Annotated in this window: 23 protein-coding genes and 2 riboswitches; of the genes, 18 read left to right on the top strand and 5 right to left on the bottom strand. The window is 60.4% G+C overall.

Annotated features, from left to right (window positions below):
• The first annotated feature begins 346 nt into the window (after positions 1–346).
• The 4 genes from ACE3MN_RS13520 to mgtU all read left to right on the top strand — a co-directional run bounded on the left by ACE3MN_RS13520 (position 347) and on the right by mgtU (position 4,127).
• On the top strand, positions 347–1,042 hold the full coding sequence (locus tag ACE3MN_RS13520; protein ID WP_004138035.1) for an MgtC family protein: 696 nt from the start codon (positions 347–349) through the stop codon (positions 1,040–1,042).
• Positions 1,043–1,183: 141 nt separating this feature from the next.
• Positions 1,184–3,916, top strand: a complete 2,733-nt coding sequence (gene mgtA, locus ACE3MN_RS13515; RefSeq protein ID WP_049132019.1) for a magnesium-translocating P-type ATPase — start codon at positions 1,184–1,186, stop codon at positions 3,914–3,916.
• Between the two features lie 18 nt (positions 3,917–3,934).
• Positions 3,935–4,027, top strand: coding sequence for a protein MgtR (gene mgtR, locus ACE3MN_RS13510; protein WP_004101989.1), 93 nt, complete (start codon positions 3,935–3,937; stop codon positions 4,025–4,027).
• Between the two features lie 13 nt (positions 4,028–4,040).
• Positions 4,041–4,127, top strand: a complete 87-nt coding sequence (gene mgtU / locus ACE3MN_RS13505; RefSeq protein ID WP_253075166.1) for a magnesium transporter protection protein MgtU — start codon at positions 4,041–4,043, stop codon at positions 4,125–4,127.
• Positions 4,128–4,177: 50 nt separating this feature from the next.
• Here the strand turns inward: mgtU and katG are convergent, their stop codons facing one another.
• The gene (gene katG / locus ACE3MN_RS13500) at positions 4,178–6,361 is read right to left on the bottom strand and encodes a catalase/peroxidase HPI (RefSeq protein WP_004138022.1); all 2,184 of its coding nucleotides are present in this window, start codon (positions 6,359–6,361) and stop codon (positions 4,178–4,180) included.
• A gap of 265 nt (positions 6,362–6,626) precedes the next feature.
• Positions 6,627–7,559 (bottom strand): LysR family transcriptional regulator, encoded by a 933-nt coding sequence (locus ACE3MN_RS13495; protein ID WP_004138021.1) that lies wholly within the window; start codon positions 7,557–7,559, stop codon positions 6,627–6,629.
• A gap of 99 nt (positions 7,560–7,658) precedes the next feature.
• On the opposite strand from ACE3MN_RS13495, the gene ACE3MN_RS13490 reads away from it, so the two are divergent.
• From ACE3MN_RS13490 to ACE3MN_RS13480, 3 genes are all read left to right on the top strand, one after another.
• Positions 7,659–8,093, top strand: a complete 435-nt coding sequence (locus ACE3MN_RS13490) for a DMT family transporter (protein ID WP_004138020.1) — start codon at positions 7,659–7,661, stop codon at positions 8,091–8,093.
• Between the two features lie 9 nt (positions 8,094–8,102).
• Positions 8,103–8,567: a DMT family transporter gene (locus ACE3MN_RS13485; protein WP_024358203.1), complete on the top strand. Its 465-nt coding sequence runs from the start codon at positions 8,103–8,105 to the stop codon at positions 8,565–8,567.
• Between the two features lie 54 nt (positions 8,568–8,621).
• Positions 8,622–8,701: riboswitch (ZMP/ZTP riboswitch) on the top strand.
• 19 nt (positions 8,702–8,720) lie between these two features.
• The gene (locus ACE3MN_RS13480) at positions 8,721–9,353 is read left to right on the top strand and encodes a LysE family translocator (protein WP_064410672.1); all 633 of its coding nucleotides are present in this window, start codon (positions 8,721–8,723) and stop codon (positions 9,351–9,353) included.
• Between the two features lie 46 nt (positions 9,354–9,399).
• On the opposite strand, the gene ACE3MN_RS13475 is transcribed toward ACE3MN_RS13480, so the two are convergent.
• Positions 9,400–10,092 (bottom strand): B3/4 domain-containing protein, encoded by a 693-nt coding sequence (locus ACE3MN_RS13475; RefSeq protein WP_102649823.1) that lies wholly within the window; start codon positions 10,090–10,092, stop codon positions 9,400–9,402.
• Between the two features lie 43 nt (positions 10,093–10,135).
• Between ACE3MN_RS13475 and ACE3MN_RS13470 the strand changes: the two genes are divergently transcribed.
• The 10 genes from ACE3MN_RS13470 to ACE3MN_RS13425 all read left to right on the top strand — a co-directional run bounded on the left by ACE3MN_RS13470 (position 10,136) and on the right by ACE3MN_RS13425 (position 23,650).
• A complete protein-coding gene (locus tag ACE3MN_RS13470) occupies positions 10,136–10,738 on the top strand; it encodes a helix-turn-helix domain-containing protein (protein ID WP_064342650.1) in 603 nt (200 codons plus the stop codon).
• A 190-nt stretch (positions 10,739–10,928) separates the two neighbouring features.
• A riboswitch (guanidine-I (ykkC/yxkD leader) is annotated at positions 10,929–11,027 on the top strand.
• Positions 11,028–11,084: 57 nt separating this feature from the next.
• Positions 11,085–12,143 carry a putative urea ABC transporter substrate-binding protein gene (locus tag ACE3MN_RS13465; protein WP_004138013.1) on the top strand — a complete coding sequence of 353 codons (1,059 nt, stop codon included), beginning with the start codon at positions 11,085–11,087 and terminating at the stop codon, positions 12,141–12,143.
• Positions 12,144–12,167: 24 nt separating this feature from the next.
• The gene (locus tag ACE3MN_RS13460; protein WP_102649822.1) at positions 12,168–12,983 is read left to right on the top strand and encodes an ABC transporter permease; all 816 of its coding nucleotides are present in this window, start codon (positions 12,168–12,170) and stop codon (positions 12,981–12,983) included.
• Entirely contained in the window at positions 12,980–13,756 is a 777-nt protein-coding gene (locus ACE3MN_RS13455) for an ABC transporter ATP-binding protein (protein ID WP_004138010.1), read from the top strand. Before ACE3MN_RS13460 ends, ACE3MN_RS13455 begins: the two co-directional genes overlap by 4 nt.
• 4 nt (positions 13,757–13,760) lie before the next feature.
• Complete coding sequence (locus ACE3MN_RS13450; RefSeq protein ID WP_024358198.1) at positions 13,761–14,489, top strand: urea amidolyase associated protein UAAP1; 729 nt, start codon at positions 13,761–13,763, stop codon at positions 14,487–14,489.
• Between the two features lie 10 nt (positions 14,490–14,499).
• Positions 14,500–15,135: an urea amidolyase associated protein UAAP2 gene (locus tag ACE3MN_RS13445; RefSeq protein ID WP_004138008.1), complete on the top strand. Its 636-nt coding sequence runs from the start codon at positions 14,500–14,502 to the stop codon at positions 15,133–15,135.
• Positions 15,136–15,303: 168 nt separating this feature from the next.
• Positions 15,304–18,906 (top strand): urea carboxylase, encoded by a 3,603-nt coding sequence (gene uca / locus ACE3MN_RS13440; protein WP_154925381.1) that lies wholly within the window; start codon positions 15,304–15,306, stop codon positions 18,904–18,906.
• On the top strand, positions 18,903–20,699 hold the full coding sequence (gene atzF / locus ACE3MN_RS13435; protein ID WP_375364385.1) for an allophanate hydrolase: 1,797 nt from the start codon (positions 18,903–18,905) through the stop codon (positions 20,697–20,699). The genes uca and atzF overlap by 4 nt, the downstream gene beginning before the upstream one ends.
• Positions 20,700–20,883: 184 nt before the next feature.
• Positions 20,884–22,803 carry a penicillin-binding protein 2 gene (gene mrdA / locus ACE3MN_RS13430; protein WP_049090384.1) on the top strand — a complete coding sequence of 640 codons (1,920 nt, stop codon included), beginning with the start codon at positions 20,884–20,886 and terminating at the stop codon, positions 22,801–22,803.
• Between the two features lie 103 nt (positions 22,804–22,906).
• Positions 22,907–23,650 (top strand): glutamine amidotransferase, encoded by a 744-nt coding sequence (locus ACE3MN_RS13425; protein WP_098362682.1) that lies wholly within the window; start codon positions 22,907–22,909, stop codon positions 23,648–23,650.
• Between the two features lie 2 nt (positions 23,651–23,652).
• On the opposite strand, the gene ACE3MN_RS13420 is transcribed toward ACE3MN_RS13425, so the two are convergent.
• On the bottom strand, positions 23,653–24,201 hold the full coding sequence (locus ACE3MN_RS13420; protein WP_004137999.1) for a TetR/AcrR family transcriptional regulator: 549 nt from the start codon (positions 24,199–24,201) through the stop codon (positions 23,653–23,655).
• A 116-nt stretch (positions 24,202–24,317) separates the two neighbouring features.
• Between ACE3MN_RS13420 and ACE3MN_RS13415 the strand changes: the two genes are divergently transcribed.
• On the top strand, positions 24,318–25,100 hold the full coding sequence (locus tag ACE3MN_RS13415) for an SDR family NAD(P)-dependent oxidoreductase (RefSeq protein WP_024358192.1): 783 nt from the start codon (positions 24,318–24,320) through the stop codon (positions 25,098–25,100).
• A gap of 265 nt (positions 25,101–25,365) precedes the next feature.
• Here the strand turns inward: ACE3MN_RS13415 and ACE3MN_RS13410 are convergent, their stop codons facing one another.
• Positions 25,366–26,847, bottom strand: coding sequence for an aspartate aminotransferase family protein (locus ACE3MN_RS13410; RefSeq protein ID WP_162626001.1), 1,482 nt, complete (start codon positions 26,845–26,847; stop codon positions 25,366–25,368).

The following is a 26,847-nucleotide window of genomic DNA, read 5'->3' as shown; positions in this document are numbered from 1 at the left end:
AACAAATCGTCACTAAAGCGAGATTTTACCTTTACTCAAATAATTGAATGACTATAATGAGCACAAATTCATACAGGAGAAATATGTTGGACAGTCACCCTTACTTAAACATCAAGGCAAGCTGACGCTATTTTTTCTGCGCTGCTTGCCAACCGGCGGGCAGCAATCCTCCTGATCCAGACGATTGCATCCCATAAAAAATAACGCAGCCAGGCTGCGAGGATAATCGTCATGTTCCTGTTTAAAAATACATTATTCCCTCCACCGTCAACGCGACGTTAATCGCCTCTCCGGCGACAATTTGTCGTGTGCTTAATAAAGCACATAGTTAATTCTTCCAGCAAAAATGGAGGAAACTATGTTGATGTTTCCTTATATCGCAAATTTACTCGCCGCGATGCTGTTGGGCGCGCTGATTGGCGCCGAAAGACAGTGGCGGCAGCGGATGGCCGGCCTGCGCACTAATGCGCTGGTCGCCACCGGCGCGGCGGTGTTTATTCTCAGCTCCGTTGCCGCTTCCCCGGATAGCCCGGGCCGTATTGCGGCGCAGGTGGTCTCCGGGATTGGCTTCCTCGGCGCGGGCGTTATCATGCGCGAAGGCATGAACGTGCGCGGCCTTAATACCGCCGCCACGCTGTGGTGCTCGGCGGCGATTGGCGTCCTGTGCGGGTTAGGCCAGTTCTGGCAAGCCGCGGCGGCAACGCTGATCATCCTCTGCGCGAATATTTTACTGCGCGAAGCGGCGCAGCGAATTAATCATATTCCCGGCGCGACAGAAGAAGAGAAATGCTATGTCCTGAATATTATCTGTCATAGCGAACATGAAAACGCGATTCGTCAGCAACTACTCGCTATCAGCAAAGAGATGAGGCTCAGCCTGTTGGGGCTGGCATCCATAACCGCGCAAGAACAAGGGCATAAAGAAATTCGCATCGAGCTGGTCGGCAATGCCGATTATCGCAAGGCGCGAGACCTTATTATGGAAAAAATTGGCGGTCACGAAAATATTACGTCAGTCCGCTGGGCCATTGAGGGAAGTTAACCTTCGGGCAAGAGTTTGCATAAGGAGGGAATGATGAATGTTCCCAGGCAATTAAAGTAAGAAGCGTTTAATAGCGTAAAAATAAATTATGCATAAGCCAATTATGCAGGGATAACCACGTTTTTAATTTGAGGATAAATCATGACTGACATGAAAATAGAAAACCGGAAACTCAACCGGTCTGCGTCAGAAAATGATAAGCAGCATAAAAAAAGCTTCGCCATTGAAACCGAGGCATTTAACAGCCCGGATCATACGCTGGCGCGGCTCAACAGCAGCCGCCAGGGGCTCACCACCGAAGATGCCCTTGAACGGCTGGATGAATACGGCCGCAATGAGGTTGCGCATGAGCAGGCGCCGCCGGCGCTAATTCAGCTTTTGCAGGCATTCAATAACCCGTTTATCTATGTCCTGATGGCGCTGGCCGCCGTCAGCTTCGTGACCGATTACTGGCTGCCGCTGCGTAACGGCGAAGAGACCGATCTGACCGGGATTATCATTATCGTCACGATGGTCAGCCTGAGCGGGTTATTGCGTTTCTGGCAGGAGTTTCGCACTAACAAAGCGGCGCAGGCGCTGAAATCAATGGTCCGCACCACGGCGACGGTGCTGCGTCGCGGTCCGGGTAACATGGGGCCGACGCAGGAGGAAATTGCCATTGAGGAGCTGGTGCCCGGTGACATCATCTTCCTGGCGGCGGGGGATCTGGTTCCGGCGGATGTCCGCCTGCTGGAGTCCCGCGACCTGTTCGTTAGCCAGTCGATACTCAGCGGTGAATCGCTGCCGGTTGAAAAGTATGATGTTCTGGCCAGCGTGTCCGGCAAAGGGTGCGACAGGCTGCCCGAGCCGAACAAGGACAAGAGTCTGCTGGAGATGGGCAATATCTGTCTGATGGGCACCAACGTCACCAGCGGCAGGGCGCAGGCGGTGGTGGTGGCCACCGGAAACCGCACCTGGTTTGGTTCGCTGGCGAAGTCTATTGTCGGCACGCGTACCCAGACGGCGTTCGATCGCGGAGTAAACAGCGTCAGCTGGCTGCTGATCCGCTTTATGCTGGTGATGGTGCCGATTGTGCTGCTGATTAACGGTTTCAGCAAAGGCGACTGGGTTGAAGCATCGCTGTTTGCTCTCGCGGTCGCCGTCGGCCTGACGCCGGAAATGCTGCCGATGATCGTCAGCTCAAACCTGGCGAAAGGCGCTATCGCCATGTCGCGGCGCAAAGTGATCGTCAAGCGGCTGAACGCGATTCAGAACTTCGGCGCCATGGACGTGCTGTGCACCGATAAAACCGGCACGCTGACCCAGGACAATATCATTCTTGAGCATCATCTTGACGTCAGCGGCAGCGAGAGCGACCGGGTGCTGACGCTGGCGTGGCTTAACAGCAGCAGCCAGAGCGGGGCGCGTAATCTGATGGACCGGGCGGTGCTGCGCTTTGGCGAGGGGCGGATTGCGCCAGCGACCAAAGAGCGCTTCGTGAAGCTTGATGAACTGCCGTTTGATTTTGTTCGCCGTCGGGTGTCGGTGTCGGTGGAAGATGTCCGCCACGGCGATAAAAGCCTGATCTGCAAAGGCGCGGTCGAAGAGATGCTGACGGTGGCCACGCATCTTCGCGAAGGCGACCGCGTGGTTGCGCTGGATGACACCCGACGCGATCTGCTGTTAGCCAAAACGCAGGATTACAATGCCCAGGGCTTCCGCGTGCTGCTGGTTGCGACCCGCAAGCTGGATGATTCCGCTCTGACAGCCCCGCTGTGCGCCGACGATGAGCAGGGGCTAACGGTCGAAGGAATGCTGACCTTCCTCGACCCGCCGAAAGAGAGCGCGGGAAAAGCGATTACCGCGCTGCGCGACAACGGGGTGGCAGTGAAAGTGTTAACCGGCGATAACCCGGTCGTCACGGCGCGGATTTGCCTGGAAGTGGGCATCGATGCCCACGGTATCCTGACCGGGCCGCAGATTGAGGCGATGACGGATAACGAACTGGAGCGCGAAGTGGAAACGCGCGCGGTGTTCGCCAAACTGACGCCGCTGCAGAAGTCGCGGATCCTGAAAACGCTGCAGAAAAACGGCCACACCGTCGGCTTCCTCGGCGATGGCATCAACGATGCGCCGGCGCTGCGCGATGCGGACGTCGGTATTTCGGTTGACAGCGCGGCGGATATCGCCAAAGAGGCATCCGATATTATCCTGCTGGAAAAGGATTTGATGGTGCTGGAAGAAGGGGTGATCAAAGGGCGTGAGACCTTCGGCAACATCATCAAGTATCTGAATATGACCGCCAGCTCTAACTTCGGCAACGTCTTTTCGGTACTGGTGGCCAGCGCGTTTATTCCGTTCCTGCCGATGCTGGCGATTCATCTGCTGATCCAGAACCTGATGTACGATCTCTCCCAGCTCTCGCTGCCGTGGGACAAGATGGACAAAGAGTTCCTGCGCAAACCGCGCAAGTGGGATGCGAAAAACATCGGCCGCTTTATGCTGTGGATTGGCCCGACGTCGTCCATTTTTGATATCACCACCTTCGCGCTGATGTGGTACGTGTTCGCGGCGAACAACGTCGAAGCCCAGGCGCTGTTTCAGTCCGGATGGTTTATTGAAGGACTGCTGTCGCAGACGCTGGTCGTACATATGCTGAGAACGCAGAAAATTCCGTTTATCCAGAGCCGCGCGACGCTGCCGGTGCTGCTCACCACCGCATTGATTATGGCGATGGGCATCTACATTCCGTTCTCTCCGCTGGGAGCGATGGTCGGGCTGGAGCCGCTGCCGCTGAGCTACTTCCCGTGGCTGGTCGCGACGCTGCTCAGCTACTGCGTGGTCGCGCAGGGCATGAAGCGTTTCTATATCAAACGTTTCGGTCAGTGGTTCTGATAATAAGGAGGCGCAGAGATGAATCGTTCTCCGGACACTATCATCGCGCTGATATTTTTCCTGATGGGTCTGCTGGTGCTGCTGTTGGCTATCTGGCAAATCCTGTTCTGAATAAGGGGGCGCGATGCGCAAAGGTTCGCTGGACAAAGTCTTTATTCATGCGGCGCTGATTGCGGCCATCATTATTTTGCTGACTATCTGGATTAGATAAGAGGATCCCGGGCCACTGGCCCGGGATGAGCATTTCTGCCGGAGAAAAGATTACAGATCGAAGCGGTCGAGGTTCATCACCTTGGTCCAGGCGGCGACAAAGTCGCTGACGAACTTCTGCCGCGCATCGCTGCAGGCATACACTTCGGCCAGGGCGCGCAGGACGGAGTTGGAGCCAAACACCAGATCGACGCGGGTCGCGGTGTATTTCTCTTCGCCGCTCTTACGATCGCGGCCGATAAACAGCTCAGCGTGCTCGTCAGCGGCTTTCCAGACGGTACCCATATCGAGCAGGTTAGCGAAGAAATCGTTGCTCAATACGCCAACGCGGTCGGTAAATACGCCGTGGCGGCTGCCGTCAAAGTTAGCGCCCAGCACGCGCAGACCGCCTACCAGGACCGTCATTTCCGGCGCCGTCAGCGTTAACTGCTGCGCTTTATCAATCAGCAGCGTTTCGGTGGAGATGCCGCCGCCCACGCGGCGATAGTTGCGGAAACCATCGGCCAGCGGCTGCAGCAGATCCATCGCTTCGACATCGGTCTGATCCTGACGCGCATCGACGCGGCCAGGGGCGAAGGGTACGCTGACCTGAACACCTGCCGCCGCGGCAGCCTGCTCAATGCCCACCACGCCGGCGAGGACGATGATATCGGCCAGCGACGCTTTACCGGATGCCTGCTGAATCGCCTGCAGGGTCGGCAGCACGCGGGAGGCGATGGCGTTGACCGGCCACGATTTCTGCGGCTCGAGCGCCAGACGCGCGCCGTTGGCGCCGCCGCGTTTATCGCCGCCGCGGAAGGTGGATGCGGATGCCCAGGCCACGGAAACCAGCTCGCTGACCGAAAGGCCGGCGTCGGCAATGGCGGTTTTCAGCGTCGCGATATCCTCTGCGGTCGGGGCGTGGATCGCCGCCGGTAGCGGGTCTTGCCAGATCAGATCTTCTTTCGGCACTTCCGGGCCCATGTAGCGGGACTTCGGCCCCATATCGCGGTGGATCAGTTTAAACCACGCGCGGGCGAAAGCTTCGTTAAAGGCCTGCGGGTCGTTCAGGAAGCGGCGGGAAATCTTGTCGAATTCCGGGTCAAAGCGCAGCGTCAGGTCGGTGACCAGCATGGTCGGCTTGCGTTTTTTCTCTGGGTTAAACGGGTCAGGAATGATTTCAGGGGCGTCTTTCGCTTCGAACTGAATCGCGCCTGCCGGGCTGCGGGTCTGCACCCACTCATATTTGTACAGGTTTTCGAAGAAGTAGTTGCTCCACTGGGTTGGCGTTTGCGTCCACACCACTTCCAGACCGGAGGTGATCGCATCGGCGCCAGCGCCGCTGCCGTAGCTGTTCGCCCAGCCGAGGCCCTGCGCTTCGATCGGCGCCGCTTCCGGCTCTGCGCCAACGTGGCTGGTCACCGCGGAACCGTGGGTTTTGCCCAGCGTATGGCCGCCGGCGATCAGCGCGACGATCTCTTCATCATTCATCGCCATATTGCCGAATGTCGCGCGAATTGCGGAGGCCGCGGAGAGCGGGTCGCCGCTGGCGTTAGGGCCTTCAGGGTTGACGTAAATCAGCCCCATTTCGGTGGCGCCGATCGCCTGCTGATTCAGGCTTTCCGGATGACGATGGGCCAGCCATTCGGTTTCATTACCCCAGTCAACGTCCAGATCCGGTTCCCATACGTCTTCACGACCGGCCCCGAAGCCAAACGTGCGGAAACCGGCGTTTTCCAGCGCCACGTTGCCCGCGAGCATATAAAGGTCAGCCCAGGAGATTTTCTGGCCGTATTTCTGTTTGACCGGCCACAGCAGGCGACGGGCTTTGTCGAGGCTGACGTTATCCGGCCAGGAGTTGAGCGGAGCGAAACGCTGCTGCCCGCGGCCCGCGCCGCCGCGACCGTCAACGGTACGATAGGTACCGGCGCCGTGCCATGCCATACGAATAAACAGCCCGATATAGCTACCCCAGTCCGCCGGCCACCACTCCTGAGAGTCGGTGAGCAGGGCGCGCAGATCGGCTTTCAGGGCCGAATAGTCGAGTTTCTTAAACTCTTCGCGGTAGTTAAAGTTTTCGCCCAGCGGGTTTGAACGATTGGAGTGCTGATTCAGCAGATCCACACGTAGTTGATTAGGCCACCAGTCGCGGTTGCCGGTGCCACCGCCCGCGCTCTGCGTGGGCGTCGACGTTTCGGCGTGGAAAGGGCATTTCCCTGCCGACGGGGTATTCGAAGGATCGTTTGACGTGCTCATATCAGGCTCCGTTTGCTTTTGTGAATGCCATTACGATATACACTGCTACCAATAAGCGATATTTGAATGAGTCTACGGATTTAATAGTTATTTCCGTTCAATGCTCTTGTAAAAACCGAATATATATCATTGTTGAAGGGCTGGTTTTCAACAATGACCTCACCACCATAGTCGTAACATCAGCGTAAAGGAATCGTTAAGGCATCATCTCCGCCAGCGAAGACCCCATTATTTGCGTTATGACAATTTTAGTGCGTAAACAAGCTTAGCGCTGCCAGTATAAAGGCGTACCAAAAACGTCGATAAAATAGTCAATTACCGCCCGTACGTTAAGTGACGGATGCCGGGCGTGAGGGTAAATCGCCGAGACCGGCGAGGGGGTATTGCCGATTGCCGCAGCGTAGCGGGGCATCAGCTTAATCAGCTTTCCTTCTCCAGTCGCTTCATTAACCATCCAGTCGGGAAAGAGGACCATCCCCATCCCCCCCAGCGCAGCGGTCAGCAGCGCATCGGCGTTATTTGAAGTGAGCTGCGGCGTTTGCGGATAGTGCACCCATTCCCCTTGCGCAAGACGGAACAGCCAGCGGTTGGGCCCGTTTGAGCCGCTGTAGACCAGCGTGCTGTGCTGGCGAAGATCTTCCGGCGTCTCCGGAATGCCGCGGCGTTGCAGATACGCCGGAGCGGCGACCAGATAGTGATGCTGCATACCCAGTACCCTGGCGTGAACGCTGGAATCCGGCAGGCTACCGATGCGAAAAATCACATCGGTCGCATCGCGGTGCGGATCGATGAAATCATCGGTCAGCGCCAGCTCAATCTGCATCTGCGGATAGCGCGCCGTTAGCCCCGGCAGCCAGGGCGCGATATGGCGCTGGCCAAAATAGACCGGGGCGTTGATGCGCACCAGCCCGCCCGGCTCAAGGCTCCGGTCCTGCAAATCGCGTCGCGCGGCGCTGAACTGTTCGCTGATGCCTCTGGCATGAGCGGCAAACAGGCGTCCTGCTTCGGTAGGCACCACGGCCCGGGTATTACGATAAAACAGCTGCTGGCCGAGCGCGTCCTCAAGCTGGTGAATGGTGCGCGATACCATTGAGGGAGAAACGCCTTCTCGTCGCGCCACTGTGGAAAAGCTCTGGCTGTCGTAAACGGCGATAAACAGCTGCAGCGCCCGAAAATTCACATTACCCGCATCGCTCATTAATGCAATATCCGCAAAAGTGTTTCCTTGATTGTATCGTTTTTCACATCACTCCGCTGTTTTATGCTCTGACACCTCATTAATAATCGGATATCAACGATGCAGTTATTACTGATTTTTCTTGTGATTGCCGGCGGCATGGGATTATCCGTGGAAGCCGGACTACTCGGGCCGCTGGCCGGTCAGGTAGGGGACCTGTGGGCCACCTTCAGCATTTTCAGCGTCGGCAGCGCGCTGACGTTTCTGCTGATGCTGCTGTTTGGCCAGAGACAAAGCCCCTCGTTCTTCTCTTTGCCGGGCTGGCAGCTTACCGGGGGCATCCTGGGCCCCATCTATGTCGTCATCTTAACCATCGCCGTGCCGGTTATCGGTATCGCCATGACGATGATCGGCATTCTTGCCGGCCAGGTCTGCAAAAGCCTGTTGATTGACCATTACGGCCTGTTTGGTTCGCCAAAACGTAAAATCGACGGTCGGCGGCTTATCGCGCTGCTGTTTATCGTCGTCGCCCTGATTCTGATCGCCACAAGCTGAGGAGTTAAGATGAGTAGCATAATGATTTTGCTGGCGCTGGCCGGCGGCGCGATGTTGAGCATGCAGGCGGCGATTAACGGTCGTTTGGGCAGTCAGGTAGGCGTATTTCGTAGCGCGTTTCTCACTTTCTCCGTGGGCGCGTTGATCACCGCGCTGCTGATTTTCTACTTTGCGCCCCACCAGACGACGACGCTGCTGGATGTGCCGAAATGGCAGCTGCTGGGGGCATTTTGCGGCGTCCCCTATATCGTGATTATGGTGGTGGCGGTGCAGCGTATTGGTACCGCGGCGGCCACGGTGGCGGTGATTTTTGGCCAACTGGCCATGAGCTTGCTAATCGATAACTTTGGCTGGCTGGGTAATGACGCCATTACCTTTTCGCCGGGGCGGCTGGGGGCGATCGTTTGTCTGGGGCTGGCGCTGTTCTTTATTTATCGCTCCGGCACGGCGGCAAAAGCCGCAGAGAAGCGATAGACCGCCCACCTGTTCAGGTGAGTTGTCGCGCATCGCCAACCGCGGCCATACTGTTCGTCACCATGTGACTGGCGCTTTAGACAGATCACTGTCGGGGAGCATGGTTGCCGCCGCCGCGCGCCTGGGCGTCACTTCACTGTATGGAGATACGCTATGCCTGAGATTTCGTCGCTGCTGACCTTCGCTCTGGTGGCCCTTGGCCTGGTGCTGACCCCGGGGCCGAATATGATCTATCTGATTTCGCGCTCACTTTGCCAGGGAAGAAGGGCCGGGCTGGTCTCCCTCGGCGGGGTGGCGCTGGGGTTTGTCTTTTATATGCTGTGCGCGGCGTTCGGTATTACCGCGCTGATCTTCGCCGTGCCCTATGCTTATGACGTCTTGCGCATCAGCGGCGTTGTCTATCTGCTTTATCTGGCCTGGCAGGCGGTGAGGCCCGGCGGGCGCTCGGTTTTTGCGGTGCGGGATCTGCCCGCCGATAGCGGCCGTAAGCTGTTTTTGATGGGCTTTATCACTAATCTGGCGAACCCTAAAATCGCTATTATGTACCTCTCATTGCTGCCGCAGTTTATCTCTCCCGGACACGGCAGCATCCTTGCGCAGTCGCTGGTACTGGGATTTACCCAGGCGATAATTAGCGTGGCGGTTAACGCGCTGATTGTGATGATGGCCGGGCAGGTGTCGCTGTTTCTCGCGGGGCGTCCGTTTTGGCAGCAGTTTCAGCGCTGGCTGATGGCGACGGTACTGGCGGGGATGGCGGTGAAAATTGCCTTCGAAGCGCGGAAGTAATCGCTCTGCCCGGTAGCATAGCGCTGCCGGGCGCAGCGGAAGGGGATTAAGCCCCCGGGCCAATCAGCCGCGAGCGGATCGTGGCTTCCGGCATCATCTCCAGCAGACCGTTGCACAGCATCTCTCCCGCCTCCTGCAGCGCGCTAAGCGGCATTTCCGGCAGGCTTTCAAGAATAAACCACATCCGCGGACTCTCCACGCTCAGGCGAGTACGGACTCCCTGCCTCCAGTTCCAGCGTCGACAGGTCACGCCGCGATCGTCGCCCCAGACCACTTCTCCCGCGTCGGGGTATTCGTCGACCGTCTGTCCTTCTTTAACGGTATCGAACGGCTCGCTGCCGTCCGCGATCTTGAGCTGCGGCACGCCAACATACGCCGCCAGGTTTTCGCCGCCGACCGGCACGGCGTAGCGCAGGCTTACCGCGTTATAGAGATCGACGATAGGATCGAGCGCGGCCATCTCGCCATCGCGCAGCACCCGTTTGCGCAAGGCTTCAGCCGAGCAGGGGGTCCTTTTAGGTTTTGCGCCAAAGGCGCGGAATACTTCGCTCCAGGCCTGCAGGTGCGCCTCCGCCCACTGCGGCTCGCCGACGAGAACCGCTTTGCAGGCGGAGCGGAGCGCATCGGACCCGACCTGGGGAGCGCGTACGGCGGCGGAAACAACATCAATGCTCAGGGCGCGAAAGCCGGGGGCCAGCGCGGAGACCTGCAGGCTGATTGACGGTAATACGCTATTCATTGGATAATCCTGTAACGACCATTTTAAAGCATAATATCGACCGATGACCAATAAAGTCAATATAACGACCGATGCGGGCGCCGATGCCGCCATGATCAATGAAGCCGTTGCGGCGCGCCTTAAACGCTACCGGGCGGAAAAGAAGATCTCCCTTGATGAACTGTCGCGACGCGCGGGGGTCAGTAAAGGCATGCTGGTAGACATTGAAGCCTGCCGGGCCAATCCGAGCATCGCGCTGTTGTGCCGTCTGGCCTCGGCGCTGGGCGTATCCGTAGCCGATTTTGTCAACGTCGCCGCCGCGCCGCCGGTCAAGGTGATGGCCGCAAGCGATATTCCCACCCTATGGCAGGGCGAGCGGGGCGGTCATGCACGGCTGCTTGCCGGTACCAGCGGACCGGATATGGTGGAGCTCTGGCAATGGAGTCTCTATCCCGGTGAGATTTTTACCTCGCCGGGGCACGGCGATGGCACGACAGAACTGCTTTTCGTGACCGAGGGCGCCTTAACCCTGACGGTCAACGACGCGAGCTATGTGATTGTCGCCGGAGATTCCGCCGTGGCGCGCACCGACGCCCCGCATAGCTACGCTAACGCCGGGGATGCGGTCACGCGGTTCACTATGACGGTCAGCGAAAAAGCGCGTTAGTATTATCCCGACCGCGCTCCTCCTTCACGGCGAGCGCACCAAATCCATGCAATGCCCCATCATCACTCCCCATTATTGGGAATCGCGGCGACGCCTGTCGTCGCATGGCTGAGTTTACGCGCTCTGCGCGCCTGGCATAGACCTTGCAAACTCCTCGTCAGAAGGCAGCGCAACAGACAATTGAGATAACACAATAGCTGGCTAGGGTTCCGGTTCACTCAGGTGAACGTCTGGTCCGAGAGCTGGCGACCTCTGCGAGGTTACACGGCGGGACAAAAGCCCGGGAGACAGCAGCACCGTTGGGTGTCGCGCTGCCCCCGTTTCCCGTGCTAACCAGAGGTCCACCATGAAGACACCGCCGCTCCTCCGCTCTCTAATTCTGTCGCTGGCGCTGCTGGCCAGCGTCCCATCGTTTGCCGCCGTCAAAAAAGAGTTCAACGTCTGCTGGACTATCTACGCCGGATGGATGCCCTGGGGTACCATCAGCAACGAAAAAATCATCGATAAGTGGGCCAGTAAATACGGCATCAAAATCAATATCGTTCAGCTAAACGACTACATCGAGTCCATCAACCAGTATACCGCGGGCCAGTTTGACGGCTGCACCATGACCAACATGGATGCCCTGACCATTCCGGCGGCGGGCGGCGTTGACACGACGGCGCTGATTACCGGCAGCTACTCCGACGGCAACGACGGCGTGGTACTGAAGGGGGCGAATAAAAAGCTCAGCGATCTGAAAGGGATGGCGGTGTATCTCCCGGAGCTTTCGGTATCGCACTACCTGCTGGTTCGCGGCCTGGAAAAAGCCGGACTGCAGGAAAAAGACGTCAAAGTGGTCAATACCTCGGATGCGGATATCGTCTCGGCCTTTGGCACCAGCGGCGTACGCGCGGCGGTGGCCTGGAATCCGCAGCTTTCGGTTATCAAAAAGACGCCGCAAACCACGGAAGTCTTTAGCTCTTCGCAGGTTCCCGGCGAGCTGATCGACATGATGGTGGTGAATACTCAGACGCTGAAAGATAACCCGGCGCTGGGCAAAGCCCTGACCGGCGCCTGGTTCGAGATGATGACCAAAATGCGGGCCGGCGATACCGAGGCGCTAAACGCGATGGCCGCCGACTCCGGCACCGATCTCGCCGGTTACCAGGCGCAGCTAAAAACGACCCATCTGTTCTGGACGCCTGCCGACACCCTGACGTTTATCTCCTCGCCGGAGCTGGCCAAAACCATGCAGCGGGTGGCGCAGTTCTCCTTTGATAAAGGGCTGCTGGGCGAGGGCGCGCAGAGCGCCGACTTTATCGGCATGACCTTCCCCGGCGGCGTCACCGTCGGCGATACCGCGAACAGCAAGCTGCGCTTTGACGACAGCTATCTGAAGCTGGCCGCGGCGGGCAAGCTGTAATGATTGACTCCGGGAGTCCACTCCATGCGCCACATTAACCGCTATCCCCGGCAGGGTATGCGCCTGACGCTGATGCTGTTGCCCTTTGTCCTGCTGGTCGCCGCCTGGTTTATCGGCTCGGCGGTGCGGCTGGAAGCCAATCCGCAGGATAAGCTGCTGCCCGGCCTGTCGCAGATGATCGCGGCCATTGACCGGATGGCGTTCACGCCGGATAAACGCAGCGGTGAGTATCTGCTGTGGGCCGATACGCTGATTAGCCTGGGCCGCCTTCTGATTGGCCTGACGTTCTCTTCGCTGATTGGCCTGGGCATCGGCATCGCCGCCGGCGTGTTCCCGATGTACCGCGCGGCGCTGTCGCCGCTGATGACCGTGGTATCGATGATCCCGCCGCTGGCGATCCTGCCGGTGCTGTTTATTGTCTTCGGCCTGGATGAGCTGTCAAAAGTGATGCTCATCGTCATCGGCATTACGCCGATGCTGGCGCGCGACCTTGAACAGCGGGCGCGGGAAATTCCGGCGGAGCTGTTTATCAAAGCGCAAACCCTCGGCGCCAATAGCTGGACGGTGGTGCTGCGGGTGGTGCTGCCGCAGCTGCTATCGCGGCTGATCACCTCCCTGCGCCTGCTGCTGGGCTCCGCGTGGCTGTTTTTGATCTCCGCCGAGGCCATCTCCGCCACCGCCGGGCTCGGCTATCGCATATTCCTCGTTCGCCGCTATATGGCGATGGACGTGATTATTCCTTACGTCATCTGGATAACGCTGCTGGCGTGGCTGATGGATCTGGCTCTGCGCCAGCTGCACAAAGCCTGTTTCCCGTGGGCGGAAGGAGGTCGGGCATGAGTTTTATCGACATCAAAAATATCTGGCAAGAGTATGGCGATCACGTGGTGCTGGAGCGCATCAATTTGCAGGTGAAAGAGGGTGAGTTCTGTTCGATGGTCGGCGCGTCCGGCTGCGGCAAATCAACCTTTTTACGTCTGCTGCTCGGCCAGGAAAAGCCGACTCGCGGCGAAATCACTCTCGACGGCCAGCCGCTGGCGGCGGAGCCGGACCGCAGCCGCGGCGTGGTGTTTCAGCGTTATTCGGTTTTCCCGCATCTCAACGTGCTGGATAACGTCGCCATAGGTCTTGAACTTCCGGCGTCACCGCTGTTTGGCCGGCTGTTTGCCGGCAGGAAACGCGACGCCCGCGAACGGGCGCGGCGGATGCTGGAGAAAGTCGGGCTGGGGCACGCGCTGGATAAATACCCGGCGCAGCTCTCCGGCGGGATGCAGCAGAGGCTGGCGATTGCCCAGGCGTTCGTGATGCAGCCGCGTGTGCTGCTGCTCGATGAACCCTTCGGCGCGCTGGACCCTGGGATCCGCAAGGATATGCACGGGCTGCTGCTCCAGCTATGGAGCGAAACCCGGATGACGGTTTTTATGGTCACCCACGACCTTGCGGAAGGCTTCAACCTTGGCACCCGGCTGCTGGTTTTCGACAAAGTGCGCATTGATCCGCAGGCGCCCAACGCCTGGGGGGCGCGCATTACCTACGATATCCCGCTCAATGAAGCGCGGATGTCGCAGCTGACGACCGGCAGCGACAATAACGTTTACGCATTAAGGAGATAGTTTGATGACCGCACTTTTTCACTCCTCCCCCAGCCTGCGCGAAGAGCGGCTCCCCGGCGGGGCGCACACCTCGTTAATTTTGCGCAAAGGGCAAATTCTGCGCCTGACCGATATCGACGGCGGGGCCAACGTCAGCATGATGATGCTTAATCCCCACGAGAAGAGCGAGCGTCTGAATCTGCCGGACACCCTCAAGGGCCAGCATACCGCGCGCCTGACCGCCGGGCACTGTTTCTACTCCGATATGGGGCGCGTCCTGGCCGGGATCGTTGCCGACAGCTGCGGCTGGCACGACCCGTTCGGCGGGGTGCTCAACGCCGATGAGACGCGTGAAAAATATGGCGCAGGACGCTACCAGGAGCTGCGCAACGGCTTCTATCGCAACGGCGTCGATAACCTGCTGGTCGAGATGGGCAAGTGGGATCTGGGCCTGGAAGACCTGCTGATGGTGGTTAACTTCTTCAGCAAAGTGACCGTCGATGAGGACGGCGGTTTCCGCTTTATCCCCGGCAACAGCCGCGCCGGAGATTACGTTGAGCTGTTTGCGCCGATGGATGTCCTCATGGTACTGACCGCGCTGCCGCATCCCCAGGACCCGGACGCGGAATACGCCCCGCGGCCGATTCAGCTCAGCTGGTACCAGGCCGACGATGCGCAGGCGACCGCGGAAGCGCTCTTTACTCGCGATGAAAACCAGCGCGCGTTCCTCAACACCCAACTTTTTGCCCTGTAAGGAGGCTGCGATGCGTCTTATCACCAGTAACCGTCGTCCTGAAGATGCCGTCTATCGCCATGTGATCCCGGCAGGGGAACCCTGGCTGTTTGAGGTACAAAAAGGGCAAACCCTGCGCCTGCTAGACCTCGAAGGCAACCAGGCCATCGATACTCTGTTTTACAACGCCGATAACCCCCGCGAACGCTACGATCCGCAGCGCACGCTGCGCCGTCAGGGCAATGCCTATCTGACCACCGGCAGCGTGCTCTATTCCAATCTGGGCAATCCGCTGCTGACCATCGTTGCTGATACCTGCGGTCGCCACGATACCCTCGGCGGCGCCTGCGCCCAGGAGAGCAACACCGTGCGCTACGCCCAGGATAAACGCTATATGCACAGCTGCCGGGATAATTTCCTTTGCGCCTGCCTGCACGATGGTCGCCTGCACAAGCGCGATATCGGCGCCAACATCAACTTTTTTATGAACGTCCCGGTCACCCCGGAAGGCGGTCTGACCTTTGAGGACGGCATATCGGCGGCGGGGAAATACGTTGAGCTGCGCGCCGAGTGCAGCGCCGTGGTGCTGATTTCCAACTGTCCGCAGTTGAACAATCCCTGCAACGGCTGGAACCCCACGCCCGCCGAGGTGCTGGTATGGAACTGACCCGCTGGCAGCGCTGGCGCCTGTTGGCCTTTCGGCTCTTCGCCGTCCGCGCCGATCGCCTTAACAGTACGCCGACGCGCAAACCTTAAGCGCCGGTTCACCCCGGGGACGACCTCAGGGGAACATCGAATTTTTGCGGGACGACCCGCGACCCTGTGAGTTCCGCTTATGTTTGATACCTTACTGATTGCCAACCGCGGCGCGATTGCCTGCCGCATTCTGCGCACCCTGCGCGCGATGCAGGTGAAGGGCGTCGCCGTTTATTCCGAAGCCGACCTGAGCAGTCTGCATATCCGCGACGCCGATGAAGCCCTCAGCCTCGGCGACGGCCCGGCGGCGCAAACCTATCTGGCCACGGAGAAGATCATTGCCGCCGCGCAGCAGAGCGGCGCCCGGGCGATCCACCCCGGCTACGGCTTTCTGTCGGAGAACGCGGCCTTCGCCGAGGCCTGCGAAGCGGCGGGGCTGGCCTTTGTCGGCCCAACCCCGCGGCAGCTGCGCGTCTTCGGCCTGAAGCATACCGCCCGCGCCTTAGCCAAAGCCGAGGGCGTGCCGCTGCTGGAGGGCAGCGAACTGCTGGCCGACAGCGACGAAGCCTGCCGGGCGGCTGAGGCGGTGGGCTATCCGGTGATGCTTAAAAGCACCGCCGGCGGCGGCGGGATCGGCATGCGCGTCTGCCGCGACGCTCGTGAGCTGACGGAGGCGTTCGCCACGGTGCAGCGGCTGGGGCAAAACAACTTCAGCGACGCCGGCGTATTTCTCGAAAAATATATCGAACGCGCCCGCCACCTGGAGGTGCAAATCTTCGGCGACGGGCGGGGGGACGTTATCGCCCTCGGGGTGCGCGACTGTTCGGTACAGCGGCGTAACCAGAAAGTGATTGAAGAGACGCCCGCGCCGAATCTGCCGGAAGGCACCGCGCAGGCGCTATGCGCGGCGGCTATCGCGCTGGGTAAAGCGGTGAGCTACCGCAGCGCCGGCACGGTGGAGTTCGTCTATGACAGCACGGCGCGGCAGTTTTATTTCCTCGAAGTGAATACCCGGCTTCAGGTTGAACACGGCGTCACCGAGCAGGTGTGGGGCGTTGATCTGGTGCGCTGGATGATTGAGCTGGCGGCGGGCGATTTACCCCCGCTAGACGTGCTGGCCGCCGGGTTACGGCCCCAGGGGCATGCTATTCAGGCGCGGCTTTACGCCGAGGATCCGGGACGGCAGTTTCAGCCGTCTCCCGGACTGCTAACGGAAGCCATCTTTCCACCGGCGGACGGCGCCGCCCTGCGTATCGACCGCTGGGTGGAAGCCGGCTGCGAAGTGCCGCCGTTTTTCGACCCGATGCTGGCGAAAACGATCGCCTGGCGCCCCAGCCGCGATGAGGCTATCGCCGGCCTGGCGCAGGCGCTGGCGGAGACCCGCCTGTACGGCGTAGAAACCAACCGCCTGTACCTGCTGCAAATTCTTGGCTTTGCGCCGTTTACCGAAGGCGAGCCCTGGACCCGCTGCCTTGAGCAGCTGCGCTACCGGGCGGCCACCGTGGAGGTGCTGAGCGCCGGGACCCAGACCAGCGTGCAGGACTATCCGGGACGTCTCGGGTACTGGGCGGTGGGCGTACCGCCGTCGGGGCCGATGGACGATCGCGCCCTGCGTCTCGGCAACCGTCTGCTGGGTAATGCCGAGGGAGAGGCCGCGCTGGAAATCACCCTCAACGGGCCGACCCTGAAATTTAATACCGACGTTCAGGCGGTGGTGTGCGGCGCGTCGCTGGCGGTGACGCTCGATGGCGTTGACCAGGCGCTGGACCGCGTTTTTACCATTCCGGCGGGGGCGACGCTGAAGCTGGGCGCGATAAACGGCGCGGGGGTCAGAAGCTATCTCTGCCTGAGCGGCGGTATTCAGGTGCCGGACTATTTGGGCAGTAAAAGCACCTTTACCCTCGGCCAGTTTGGCGGCCACGGCGGACGGGCGCTGCGCGGCGGCGACGTGCTGCATCTGGCGCCGCGCGCCGCCGGGGTCGGGGCTCAACTGCCCGATGCGCTACGCACGGCGCTTGCGCAGGTGCGAACGCTGCGGGTGATTTATGGCCCCCACGGCGCGCCGGAGTTTTTTACGCCGGCGTATATCGCGACTTTTTTCGCCACCGACTGGGAGGTTCATTTTAACTCCAGCCGCACCGGCGTGCGCCTGATTGGACCCAAGCCGCTGTGGGCCCGCGACAGCGGCGGCGAAGCGGGACTGCATCCGTCGAATATTCACGATAATCCTTACGCGGTGGGCGCGGTCGATTTTACCGGCGATATGCCGGTGATCCTCGGGCCGGACGGGCCGAGCCTCGGCGGTTTCGTCTGTCCGGTCACCGTTATTGAAGCCGACCTCTGGCAATTAGGCCAGCTCAAGGCCGGGGACAAAGTGCGTTTCGTGGCGGTGGATTTACCCACCGCCCGGCGGCTGGCGCAAGGGCGGCGCGCCGAGCTGGCGACCCTAAGTCACCAGGCGATAGCCTGGCAGCCCGCGCCCCTGACGTCGCCTGTCGTCATGACCTGCGGCGAGGCGGATAAACGCCTGGTGGCGCGCCTTTCCGGCGATACCCACCTGCTGCTGGAAGCCGGGGAGCCGGAGCTGGATCTGGTGCTGCGTTTCCGCATTCATGCCCTGATGCAGGCCCTGGAGGCGCAATCCGCAGAAGGCGTGATTGATATCACGCCGGGGATCCGCTCGCTGCAAATCCATTTCCAGCCGGAAACCCTGCCCCTGGAGACGCTGCTGGCCCGGGTGCGCGGCGAGTGGTCCACGGTTTGCCTGAGCGACGATCTGCAGGTGCCGACGCGCGTGGTGCATCTGCCGCTCTCCTGGGACGACCCGGCCTGCCGCAAGGCGATCGATAAATACATGACCACCGTGCGCCAGGACGCGCCGTGGTGCCCGAGCAACCTTGAGTTTATCCGCCGGATTAACGATCTGCCTGACGAGCAGGCGGTATGGAATACGGTGTTTGACGCCAGCTATCTGGTCATGGGGCTGGGCGATGTTTATCTCGGCGCGCCGGTGGCGACGCCGCTCGACCCGCGCCATCGCCTGGTCACTACCAAGTACAACCCGGCGCGCACCTGGACGGCGGAAAACTCGGTCGGCATCGGCGGGGCCTATCTGTGCGTCTACGGCATGGAGGGACCCGGCGGCTATCAGTTCGTTGGCCGGACCTTGCAAATGTGGAATCGCTACCACGACGTGGCGGATTTTGCCGGCAAACCCTGGCTGCTGCGTTTCTTCGACCAATTGCGTTTCTATCCGGTTTCGGCCGAAGAGCTGCTGAAAATTCGCCGCGATTTTCCGCTCGGACGCTACCCGCTGCGCATTGAGAACAGCACGCTGCGGCTGGCGGAATACCAGCAGTTTCTCCACCGCGAAGCGCACAGCATCGGCGCGTTTCGCGAGCATCAGCAGCGGGCGTTTAACGCCGAACGCGATCGCTGGATAGCCAGCGGCCAGGCCCATTTCGACAGCCAGGAGGGCGCCGTGGATGAGGGCGGCGACGCGCCGCTGCGTCAGGGCGAGCAGGGGGTGGAGAGCCCGATTTCCGGCAACTTATGGCAGGTACAAACCGCGGCAGGCAGTCGGGTTCGCGCGGGGGATGTGCTGGTCGTTCTGGAGTCGATGAAGATGGAGATCCCGCTGCTGGCCCCCTGCGACGGCGTTATTCAACAGGTTCACGTGCAGCCGGGCAGCGCGGTGCGCGCCGGGCAGCGGGTGGCGGTGATTATTGAGGAGAAGGCATGATGCAGCAGACGTTTGATTTACGCCTGGCGACCCTGGCGGCAGACTATCGCAACGGCAAAACAACCCCGCGCCGTCTGCTGGCGGAAGTGCGCCAGCGGGCGCAGGCGCTGAACCCCGAATTCCGCTTATTTATCCATATCCTGAGCGAAGAGGAGCAGGAGCCGTTTCTGGCGGCGCTGGAAGGCCTCTCGCCGACCGAGCTGCCGCTATACGGCGTGCCGTTCGCCATCAAAGACAATATCGATTTGGCGGAGATTATCACCACCGCCGCCTGCCCGGCGTTTGCTTACCGGGCGGAGCAGAGCGCGACGATTGTCGCTCATCTGATCGCGCTGGGGGCGGTGCCGGTCGGTAAAACCAATCTCGATCAGTTCGCCACCGGCCTGAACGGTACCCGCTCGCCGTACGGCGCTTGCCGCAACGGCTATCTTGCAGATTACCCATCCGGGGGCTCCAGCGCCGGTTCCGCGCTGGCGGTGGCGCTGGGCGTCGCCAGCTTCTCGCTGGGAACGGACACCGCCGGCAGCGGCCGCGTCCCGGCGGGGCTGAATAACCTGGTGGGTCTGAAGGCCACGAAAGGGCTGATCTCCACCGCTGGGGTCGTGCCCGCCTGCCGTACGTTAGACTGTGTGACCTTTTTCAGCGCCACCGCCGACGAGGCGAGCCAGCTGCTGGCGCTGGTCGCGCAGTACGATCCGCTGGATGCCTGGAGCCGCCATAATCCGCAGTGGAACAGCCGTCAGGCGTTCGGCAGGCCGGCAGCCGGTTTTCGTTTTGGCGTTCCGCGCGAGCTGAATTTCCTCAGCTGCAGCGCAAGCGAGCGTCTGTTTACCCAGGCCCGGCAGCGGCTGACGGCGCTGGGTGGGGTGGCGGTTGAGATCGAATTCGCGCCGTTTCTGGCGGCAGCCCGACTGCTGTATGACGGACCGTGGGTCGCCGAACGTTACGCGGTAGTCGGCCCGCTGATGGCGCGGCAGCCGGAGGCGGTGCTGCCGGTCATTCGCGAGGTGCTGGCGAAAGCGCCGGATACCGACGCCACGGCGACCTTTAAGGCGATCTATCAGCTACAGCAGTACAAAGCCCGGTGCGACGCGATCCTCGAGACCCTCGACTGCGTGCTGACGCCAACCTATCCGCGTCCGGTGACGCTCGACGAGCTGCAAGCGGAACCGATCGCGCGCAACGCCGATCTCGGGTATTACACCAACTTTATGAACCTGCTGGACTACGCCGCGGTGAGCGTGCCGTGCGGATTTATGCCGGACGGCTTGCCCTCCGGCGTTACCCTGTTTGGCCGGGCATTTACCGACCAGTATTTGCTCAGCCTGGCCGACGCGTTTCAGCGAGCGGAGCGGCTGCCGCTGGCCGGCGGGACGCGGCTGGAAACCCCGCCGCCCGAACGCGCCGCCGGTCATGACCGGATGGCGCTGGTTGTTTGCGGCGCGCATCTTGCCGGCCTGCCGCTAAACGATCAGCTGCTGGCGCGGGGCGGCCAGCTGCTGCAGGAAACCCGCAGCGCGCCGCACTATCGTTTGTACGCCCTCGCGGACGGTAAGCGCCCGGCAATGGTTCGCGATGAGAGCGGCGGGGCGGCGATTGCGGTTGAAGTGTGGGAGCTACCCAGCGCGGAGGTCGGTTCGCTGCTGGCGGCCATTCCCGCGCCGCTGGGCTTAGGGAAAGTTGAGCTTGCCGACGGACGCCGGTTAACGGGCTTTATTTGCGAAGCCGAAGGATTAGGCGAAGCCACGGAGATTACCGCCTACGGCGGCTGGCGCGCCTGGCTGGCGCGCTAGGACATCATCACCTCCGTCGAAGCCCCGAGGGAGGTGATTTTTGTGACGACGTCACGTTTCTAACATGCTGAAACATTTCTGCCAAATCATTAGCAACCTTTCGATAGGGCTCCCGCTGCGATAACGCTATTCTTCCCCGCTTTTCCTTTTTCAGGCCCTTTGTAACCCAGGTATATGACCGCTAATGTCCCTAATGAGAGATGAAATTCGCGACCATTCAGCGGAAGAGATGCTATTTATCCGCCGAGCCGTCATTGCGTTTCTACTGGTGGTGGTCTGCTTTGCCATCCTGATCCTTAATCTTTACCGTTTGCAGGTCGATCAGCACGATTTTTATCAGACGCGTTCAAACCAGAACGACATTAAAATGCTGCCCATCGCGCCGAGCCGGGGGCTGATTTTCGACCGCAACGGTATCCCGCTGGTACAAAATATTACCCTCTACCGTTTGCAGGTGATCCCGAGCAAAATCGCCGATATGACGGCGCTGCTGCAGCAGCTGACGCCAATCGTCGATTTAACCCCGCAGGATATCGCCGATTTTCGCGACGATATGCACCACAACAGCCGCTACAAAGAGGTGACCTTAAAAGCGGACCTGAGCGATGTTGAAGTGGCGCGTTTTGCGGTCAATGAGTTTCATTTCCCCGGCGTCACGGTGGAGAGCTACCAGCAGCGCGCATACCCCTACGGGGCCGAACTGGCGCACGTGGTTGGCTACGTATCGAAAATCAACGACAGCGATCTGCAAAAGCTGGCCAAAGCGGGGGAAGAGGAGAACTACGCCGCCGACCATAATATCGGCAAGCAGGGTATCGAAGGCTACTACGAGAAAGCGCTGCACGGTACCACCGGATATCAGGAGGTCGAGGTGGATAACCACGGGCGGGTGGTGCGCCTGCTGAAAGAGGTGCCGCCGGTGGCCGGGAAGAACATCTACCTGACGCTGGATCTGCACCTGCAGCAGTATATCGAGTCGGTACTGAAGGGGCAGCGCGCGGCGGTGGTGGCCGTCGATCCGCGCGATGGCGGCGTGCTGGCCATGGTGTCGAGCCCCAGCTACGATCCCAATCCCTTTGTCAGGGGCATCGGCTATCAGGCCTACCGTTCGCTGCTCGATAACCCGGACCGGCCGCTGATTAACCGGGTCACCCAGGGTCTCTATCCGCCCGCGTCGACGGTGAAACCCTACATGGCGCTGTCGGCGCTATCAGCGGGCGTTATCACGCCAACCACCTCCTTCTTCGGCGCGCCGACCTGGACGCTGCCGGGAACCCAGCGCCGCTACCGCGACTGGCTGAAGAGCGGCCACGGCATGCTTAACGTCACCAAAGCGATAGAAGAATCGGCGGACACCTTCTTCTATCAGGTAGCGTTTGAGATGGGTATCGACCGTATTCACGAGTGGCTCAGCAAGTTCGGTTACGGTCAGTCAACCGGCATCGATCTTAACGAAGAGTATGCCGGGGTGCTGCCGAGCCGGGAGTGGAAACAGCGGGTGCATAAAAAACCGTGGTATCAGGGCGATACCATTTCCGTCGGTATCGGCCAGGGCTACTGGATTGCCACGCCGATCCAGATGGTCAAGGCGCTGACGACCCTGATTAACAACGGCAAAGTGCAAAACCCGCATCTGCTTTACTCCATGAAACAGGGGAATAAGGTTGAGCGCTATCAGCCGCCGCAGGATCTGCCGCAGGTTGGCGATCCGCGCTCGCCTTACTGGGGCGTGGTGCGCAACGGCATGTACGGCATGGCGAACCTGCCAAACGGCACCGGCTATAAGCTGTTCCATACCGCGCCGTACCAGATCGCCGCCAAGTCCGGGACGTCCCAGGTGTTCAGCCTGAAGGAGAACCAGACCTATAACGCGAAAATGATCCCGGTGCGCCTGCGCGACCATATCTTCTACACCCTGTTTGCGCCGTATCAGCATCCGAAGGTGGCGATGGCGCTGATTCTGGAGAACGGCGGCGGCGATGGCGTGGTAGCGGGACCGACGGCGCGCGCCATCCTCGACCATATCTTCGACCCGGCCAACGCGCCGGCGGTACAGGGCGCGGCCTCGACGGTGCCGCAGGTGGAGAGCGCCGACGCGCAGTAGCGGTTATTCGCGGAGAGCATAAGCGTTGGCGGATTGGTTATTTGCCGCCGCCGGCGCTTTTGCGCATAGTAGCGTTCTGTGTTGCTGTGAAAAAGGCGCTCTGATGTCGTTAAGCCGAAATACCCTTCTTCTTGTCCAGACCGGGACTCCGCCGGATGAAATCGTCTCCGACCACGGCGATCTTCCCCTCTGGTTTGGCAATCTGCTGGCGCCGTGGCGCAATAAAATCAGCGTGGCGCGGGTGTATGCCGGCGAGCCGCTTCCCGCGCCGGACAATAATACCGTGGCGGTGATTACCGGCTCCTGGGATATGGTCACGGAGCGCCTGCCGTGGAGCGAAATGACCGCCGCATGGATCCGCGAGGCGATGGCGATAGAGATGCCGCTGTTTGGCGTCTGCTACGGGCATCAGCTAATGGCGCACGCGCTGGGCGGCGAGGTGGACTACCATCCAGCCGGACGCGAAGCGGGAAGTAAAACCATTTCACTGTCCGCACACGGCCTGGCTGATCGTCTGCTGGCTGACCACCCGGCGCCGTTCAGCGCGCACCTCACGCATATGCAAACGGTCACCCGATTACCGCCGGGGGCGACGGTGCTGGCCTCGTCGCAGCACGATCCGCACCAGATTGTGCGCTACGGCGCGCATGCCGTATCTACGCAGTTTCATCCGGAGATCACCCCGGCGATTGCCCGCTCGCTGATCGCGTTCCGTCAGTCGGCGCTGCGCAACGAGGGGGTTGACCCGGACAGGCTGAGTCGTGACGTTGCGGAGAGCCCGGTGGCCTCGGCGATTTTGACCCGCTTTGTCGCAGGCTACCTGCAGCCGGATCTGAACCTGGCTTAACGTTAGCGCTGTTTTTCCGCGAGCCAGGCCGCCGTTTCAGCCAGGATTTCGTCGGAAAACGCCGAATCCGCGGTCATCCGCGCCAGAATTAACGCGCCGACCATGGCCGACCAGCTGCCAATCGCCGCGCGACGGCGGGCTTCAGCGTCTTGATCATCCATCGCTTCACTGAGCTGGTCTATGTGCTGCCGCAGCCGGGCGGTCATTTCATCGCGCGCGGGTTCGGACTGGCGGATGGTCTCCGCCGCCAGCGCCGCCAGCGGGCAGCCGTTGGCAAAATTATCCCGGTGTTCGGGGGAGAGATAGCGTTCAACGCGCGACGCGAAGTCGTTTTCCGTCGTCTCGCTTTCGATCTTCAGTTCCGCGAGGGTTTGGGCGATCAGGTCATCCTTCGATTTAAAGTAGCCATAAAATCCGCCGTGGGTCAGACCGGCTGATTTCATAATATCGGTGACCGTGACCGCGTCAAAACCCCGCTCGCGAAACAAGCGTCCGGCGGCGGTCAGGATTGTCTGCTTATTCTCTTCAACCTGTTTTCTGCTCACTCTCATGGCGTCGTCCTGCTGCGAAATTATTTATGATGACCATCATATAACATTATTTACAGTATACCCAACCCGTGCCATTATACATGACGATCATCATGTATAAATTCAGGAGTACATCTATGAGCAGCAAATCAGCGGTACTGGTAACCGGCGCATCGACCGGAATTGGCGCAGTCTATGCCGAACGTTTTGCCCGCCGCGGCCACGACCTGGTGCTGGTCGCGCGTAACCGCGAGCGTCTGACGGCGCTGGCCGAGCGACTGCGCGGTGAAACCGGTGTTCAGGTCGACATCCTGCAGGCCGATTTAACCCAGGATAGCGACATCATCGCCGTGGAGCAGCGCCTGCGGGAAGACGCGCGTATTGGGATTCTGGTCAATAATGCCGGTACCTCGATTCCCGGTGATTTCCTCCACCAGAGCAGCGACGATATCACTCGCCTGATTACCCTCAACGTGACCTCAGTGGCTCGCCTGGCGAACGCCATCGCGCCGCGTCTGGCCGAAGCCGGAGAGGGGGCGATTGTCAACATCGCGTCGGTCGTTGGGCTGGGTCCGGAAATGGGGTTGACCGTCTACGGCGCCACGAAAGCCTTTGTGCTGTTTCTCTCGCAGGGGCTCGATGTTGAGCTGAGCGCGAAAGGCGTATACGTCCAGGCGGTACTGCCGGCGGCGACGCGCACCGAGATTTGGCAGCACAGCGGCAAAGATGTGGATACCATTCCCGGCGTCATGGAGGTGGATAAACTGGTCGATGCCGCCCTGGTGGGGTTCGACCGCCGCGAATCGGTGACTATTCCGCCGCTGCATGATGAAACGCAGTGGCAGGCGCTTAACGCGACGCGTCAGGCCATGCTGCCCGGCTTTGCGCAATCTGAACCGGCGGCGCGTTATCTGGGGTGATCGGCTGTTTGTATTACCGTGTATCGGAAAGGAGAGTCGATACACGCTTATGGCGCGCATTTCGAATACAAGTACATCCCGGAGGCGGCGCCAGGGGCGCCTGTCCGGGCTATCGGCCTGATGATGGCTGTGAACCTGTAGCCCGACAGGTGCGCAGCACCACCTCCGGGAAATACAGTGACAACGTCACAAATTCAGGACGAAACCCAATAAAAAAAGCCGATAAGGTGAGTTATCGGCTTTCAAGGTTAGTGCGAGAACGAACTTACTGCGCCAGCAGCTCCTGGGCGGTACGCTCGACCAGGCTCAGCAGCACCTTCACGTCCTCTAACGTCACGATCGGGTTCAGCAGCGTCAGCTTCAGGCAGGTGACGCCGTTGTGCTCGGTCACGCCGACGTTAGCGCGGCCGGAAGCCAGCAGCGCATCGCCAACCCGCTGGTTGAGCAGGGCGATCGCGGCATCGTCGCTGCCCGCCATCTGCTGCGGACGCGAACGGAACAACACGCTCGCCAGCTGCGGCTGCATGACCAGCTCCAGCGTCGGCTGCGTTGCGACGTAATCCGCCACGTTCAGCGCCATCGTCACGCCGTGATCGATGATTTCCGCGTACTGCTTCTGGCCCAGCGCTTCCAGACCCATCCATAGCTTCAGCGCGTCGAAGCGGCGGGTGGTCTGCAGCGATTTGGACACCAGATTCGGTACGCCGTGCTCTTCATCGAACTCGGAGTTCAGATAGGCCGCCTGATAGCGCATCAGCTCATAGTGGCGGGCTTCTTTTAACAGAAACGCGCCGCAGCTGATGGTCTGGAAGAACTGCTTGTGGAAATCCAGGGTGATGGAGTCCACTAGCTCAATGCCGTCCAGACGGTCGCGATACTTTTCGGACATCAGCAGCGCGCCGCCCCAGGCCGCGTCGACGTGCAGCCAGATCTGGTGCTCTGCCGCGACGGCCGCAATCTCGCGCAGCGGGTCAATCGCCCCCGCGTCGGTGGTGCCGGCGGTGGCGACGATCGCCATAATCTGCTCGCCGTTAGCCTGCGCCTCGGCGATTTTCGCTTTCAGATCCGCCACGTCCATCCGCGCGAATTCGTCGGTTTTCACTAGCGTCACGGAGCGGTAGCCGAGGCCCATCAGCGCCATATTCTTCTGCACCGAGAAGTGGGCGTTTTCTGAACACAGCACTTTGTACTGACGAATATCGCCCGGCAGACCATCCTGCTGGATGGAGTGCCCCCGGCGGGCGAAGAAGGCATCGCGCGCCAGCATCAGGCCCATCATGTTGCTCTGGGTGCCGCCGCTGGTGAAGACGCCGGCATCGCCAGCGCCGTAGCCGACCTGGGCGCGCAGCCATTCAATCAGCTTGATCTCGATGATGGTCGCTGACGGGCTTTGGTCCCAGGAGTCCATACTCTGGTTGGTGGCGTTAATCAGCACTTCCGCCGCCTGGCTAATCACCAGGCTCGGGCAGTGCAGATGCGCCACGCACTGCGGGTGATGTACCGACAGGCTGTCTTTCAGGAAGTACTCGATCGCACGTTCAATCGCCGCCTGGTTGCCCAGACCCTGTTCGTTGAAATCAAGGGTGATGCGCTCACGCAGTTCATCAACGCTTTTCCCCTGATACATTTCAGGCTGCTGCAACCACTGCGCTACCGCCTGGCTGGTCTGGGCGATCGCTTGCTGGTAGGCATCAATACTTTGCGCGGAACCAGCAAGAATCGGATTCAATTTGGACATTGCGGTCAC

The organism is Klebsiella grimontii, from assembly GCF_042137965.1.
Lineage (GTDB): Bacteria > Pseudomonadota > Gammaproteobacteria > Enterobacterales > Enterobacteriaceae > Klebsiella > Klebsiella grimontii.
This window is presented reverse-complemented; position numbering and strand designations above follow the sequence as displayed.